This window comes from Pseudopedobacter sp. (genome assembly GCF_040392825.1).
Lineage (GTDB): Bacteria > Bacteroidota > Bacteroidia > Sphingobacteriales > Sphingobacteriaceae > Pseudopedobacter.
This window is the reverse complement of the sequence record NZ_JBEBVH010000301.1, coordinates 1-4,409: the sequence shown is the minus strand read 5'-3', so window position 1 is coordinate 4,409 and position 4,409 is coordinate 1. Positions and strand designations below refer to the sequence as shown.

The 4,409-nt window shown below is 37.0% G+C and carries 4 protein-coding genes; all 4 read left to right on the top strand.

Translation table 11 applies throughout. The annotated features are described in order from the left end of the window. Positions 1–120 precede the first annotated feature (120 nt). Positions 121–993 (top strand): glucose-1-phosphate thymidylyltransferase RfbA, encoded by an 873-nt coding sequence (rfbA, locus tag ABWO41_RS15835; protein WP_353140132.1) that lies wholly within the window; start codon positions 121–123, stop codon positions 991–993. 70 nt (positions 994–1,063) lie between these two features. Continuing rightward, a complete protein-coding gene (locus ABWO41_RS15830) occupies positions 1,064–1,471 on the top strand; it encodes a four helix bundle protein (RefSeq protein WP_353140130.1) in 408 nt (135 codons plus the stop codon). 121 nt (positions 1,472–1,592) lie between these two features. After that, positions 1,593–2,729 (top strand): GDP-mannose 4,6-dehydratase, encoded by a 1,137-nt coding sequence (gene gmd / locus ABWO41_RS15825; protein ID WP_353140128.1) that lies wholly within the window; start codon positions 1,593–1,595, stop codon positions 2,727–2,729. A gap of 66 nt (positions 2,730–2,795) precedes the next feature. Then, the coding region (locus ABWO41_RS15820) for an SLBB domain-containing protein (protein ID WP_353140126.1) at positions 2,796–4,409 on the top strand (1,614 nt) is incomplete at its 3' end.

The following is a 4,409-nucleotide window of genomic DNA, read 5'->3' as shown; positions in this document are numbered from 1 at the left end:
AGAGCCCCTAATCAGAAAATATGGAGGGGATTGGTATAAGGAGCTTAACGAAAAAATAAATAACAACGAATTATAACTGGAAGTTTATAAATTTGCAAGCTTAATTAGAACTCTGCCAATTTGAAAGGAATTATACTCGCCGGAGGATCAGGAACAAGGTTACATCCTCTGACATTAGCTATTAGCAAGCAAATGATGCCGGTTTATGATAAGCCGATGATCTACTATCCGCTATCTACTTTAATGTTAGCAGGTATTAGGGATATCTTGATTATTTCTACTCCACATGATTTGCCAGGCTTTCAGAAGTTATTGGGAGACGGTAAAAATTTAGGTTGTAATTTTAGTTATGCTGTTCAACCCTCTCCGGATGGTCTTGCTCAGGCTTTTATTATCGGGGAAGAGTTTATCGGAGATGAAAAAGTAGCTCTGATATTAGGCGATAATATTTTCTATGGTGATGGTATAGCTAAACTTTTACAATCGAATGTAAATGTAGAGGGAGGAGTTGTGTATGCATATCCTGTTCACGATCCGGAACGATATGGAGTTGTAGAGTTTGATGAAAATAAAAATGTGGTTTCAATAGAGGAAAAGCCGAGACAACCAAAATCGAATTATGCAGTCCCGGGTTTATATTTTTATGATAACGAAGTTGTTGAAATAGCCAAAAACATAAAACCATCTCCGAGAGGAGAACTGGAAATTACAGATGTCAATAAAGTTTATCTGGAAAGAGGTAGATTGAAAGTCGGAGTATTGAGCAGAGGTACGGCTTGGTTAGATACCGGAACATTTGACTCACTTATGCAGGCAGGGCAATTTGTTCAGGTCATTGAAGAAAGGCAGTCTTTAAAAATAGGGTGCATTGAAGAAATAGCATTCCGTATGAAGTTTATAGACGAACAGCAATTAAGAAAAATAGCAGAGCCATTGTTAAAGAGTGGTTATGGTAAATATTTATTGGATATTGCAGATAAGAAGATATTGTAGGAAAGAAGTTGGAATGATGGAATGATAAGAGGGGAACTGGAGTGATGGGCTACTAAAATAGTTTTAAAGAATGGAAAGGAAGAACATCAGTAGGGGATATAAACAACCACGTGTCTGGAATGACGCGGTTGATTTATATGTGCTTTCCTGTAAATTGTTTCTTAATTTTCCTTTCGAATTGAAAAAAACGGTAGGTAATTGTATTGATAGTGCCCACAGTATCAGCCGAAATATATCGGAGGGCTATTGCAGAAGAAGCATTAAAGAATATCTTCAGTTTTTGAACATAGCATTGGCTTCTTGTGGAGAATTTCATTCTTCTATTACAAGCTTTTTTCGAGCAAGACAAATAACAGAAGATGACTATGAGCAATTAGACTCATTACATTATAATACAGAGAACGCTTTGATTCAATTAATAAAATCATTGCAACAAAAAATGAAAGAAGGCGATTGGAGTGATAGTTTTATAAAATAGGGGATTGAAGTTGGATTGGAATAGTGAAATGATGGAAAAATGGAAAGGGGCTATAACAGCCCGTCCAACATTCCAGTCATCCAATATTCCAATATTACCCTAAAGCGACATAAAAATAAAAATGAAAGTAGCGTTAATTACAGGTATTACAGGGCAGGATGGAGCTTATTTAGCGGAATTCTTGTTGAAAAAGGGCTATGAAGTTCATGGTCTGAAGAGAAGATCATCCTTATTTAATACAGACAGAATAGATCATCTATATCAGGATCCGCATGAAGAAGGTGTTAAATTTAAAATGCATTTTGGAGACCTGACAGATTCTACAAATTTAATTCGATTAATACAGGAAATCCAACCAGACGAAATTTACAATTTGGCTGCAATGAGTCATGTCAAAGTAAGTTTCGATACGCCGGAATATACAGCCAATGCGGATGGTATTGGAACGCTGCGTATTTTAGAAGCTGTCAGATTATTAGGTTTAACAAAGAAAACACGTGTATATCAGGCATCTACTTCTGAGCTGTATGGATTGGTTCAGGCCGTTCCGCAGTCTGAGACAACACCTTTCTATCCACGCTCTCCTTATGCGGTAGCTAAAATGTATGCTTATTGGATTACGGTAAATTATCGGGAAGCATATGGTATGTATGCTTGTAACGGAATTCTGTTTAACCATGAAAGCCCAATTAGAGGAGAAACTTTTGTAACCAGAAAAATTACCCGGGCAGCTGCTAAAATTGCTTTAGGGCTTCAGAATTGTTTGTATTTGGGAAATCTTTCTGCGCAAAGAGATTGGGGGCACGCTAAAGATTATGTGGAAGCTATGTGGTTAATTCTTCAGCAGGAAAAGCCAGAAGATTTCGTTATTGCAACGGGAATAACTACAACTGTAAGAGATTTTGTGAAAATGACTTTTGCTGAGCTGGGCATAGAAGTTGAGTTTAGCGGAAAAGATGAATACGAAAAAGGTGTTATCATTGATGTAGATACAGAGAAAGCGTTAAGCTTGGGTCTGGATGCAGATTCATTGAAAATTGGCCAGACTATTGTAAAGGTAGATCCAAAATATTTTAGGCCAACAGAAGTGGAATTGTTATTAGGAGATCCAACAAAGGCTAAAACAAAATTGGGTTGGGAATTGAAATATGATTTACCTGCATTGGTGAAAGATATGATTCATTCTGATTTACATTTGATGAAAAAAGATCAATACCTGAAAAAAGGGGGCTATCAGACAATGAATTACTTTGAATAGGAATCAAGAGGTAGTTAGAAGGATTGAGAAAGTGTAGAAAGCATAGATAAATTAAACAATAAATAAATGAATATAAAGAAGGTACTGTTTGGTTGTTTATTGGCTACAGCATTGGTGGTGCCAGGATTGAGTAGTGTTGCTCAAAATATCAATCAGCAAAATTTCAGTAATATTCGTGTTGATGAATTAAGTGACGATCAGATACGTCAGTTTGTAAAGCAGGTTGAATCTTCAGGAATGTCCGAAGCCCAGTTAGAGCAAGTTGCTATGGCTAGAGGGATGTCTTCTTCGGAGATTCAAAAGTTAAGACAAAGGGTAGAGAAGATTAAAACTCAAGGTGGTGGAGCAGCTACTGGATCTGCAACAAATAGACAAGCTACCTTAAAGAGTAAAGATGGGAGTCGTAGTCGTTCTTTTGAAGGTGAGACGGATTCTCTAAGTAGCTCAGATGGTAAGAAAACTGAATCAGAAGCAGAAATTGCTTTAGCCTCTTTACGTTCGAAAATTTTTGGCAAAGAACTTTTTGCTAATTCTGCTACTACTTTCGAACCCAATCTAAGACTGGCAACACCTTTAAATTATGTTATTGGTACAGGTGATCAAATCCTGATCGATATTTACGGGTATTCAGAAGTAAGTTATCAGTTAGAAGTAAGCCCGGAAGGAAACGTTAATATACCTTATGCAGGTATTGTACCAGTATCAGGTTTAACGGTAGAAGCGGCAACTTCAAGAATTAAATCTAAGCTTTCTCCTATTTATAGCGGTTTAAAAACCGGAAATACTAAATTGAGCGTTGCCATCGGGGACATCAGGAGTATTAAAGTTATCCTCACAGGAGAAGTGGCTAAACCAGGTACCTACACTTTACCGTCTTTAGCTACTGTTTTTAACGCATTATATTCCTCTGGTGGTCCAACAGAAAATGGCTCATTCAGGGCTATTGAAATTATCAGAAATGGTAGAAAAGTAGCGACTTTAGATGTTTACGATTTTTTGCTGAAAGGCGATCTGAAAAATAATATCCGGTTACAAGATCAGGATATTGTGAGAATTCCTACTTATCTCAACAGGGTTGAGATCGTTGGAGAAGTGAAAAGACCGGCTATTTTTGAAATGAAAGCGGGCGAAAATTTGCAGGATCTTTTGAGTTTTTCAGGAGGTTTCACGGAAAGAGCATATCAGGCTCGAATTAAAGTGTTAAAAAATACAGCCACAGAGAGAAAGATATCCGATGTTGTTGCTGATGCCTTTGCTACCTATCAGCCCCAATCTGGTGATAAGTTTTTCGTAAACGAAATTTTGGATCGTTTCGAAAATAGAGTTAGTATAGAGGGAGCGGTGTTCAGACCAGGTCAATATGAATTAACTCCGGGGCTAACTGTAAAACAGTTAGTTCAAAAAGCAGAAGGTTTAAAAGAAGATGCTTTTAAAACCAGAGCTTATATCACCAGATTAACTCCGCAAAACGATACGGAAATTATATCTCTCATCTTAGAAAACATTTTAAACGGTATAGATGCAGATATTGCATTAAAAAGAGAGGATGTGCTTTATATATCATCCATTTTTGATTTAAGGGAAGAATATTCCATAACCATAGAAGGGGAGATTCGTAATCCGGGAACTTTTAATTATGCTGAAAATACCAGCCTGGAAGATTTAATTATTCAGGCGGGA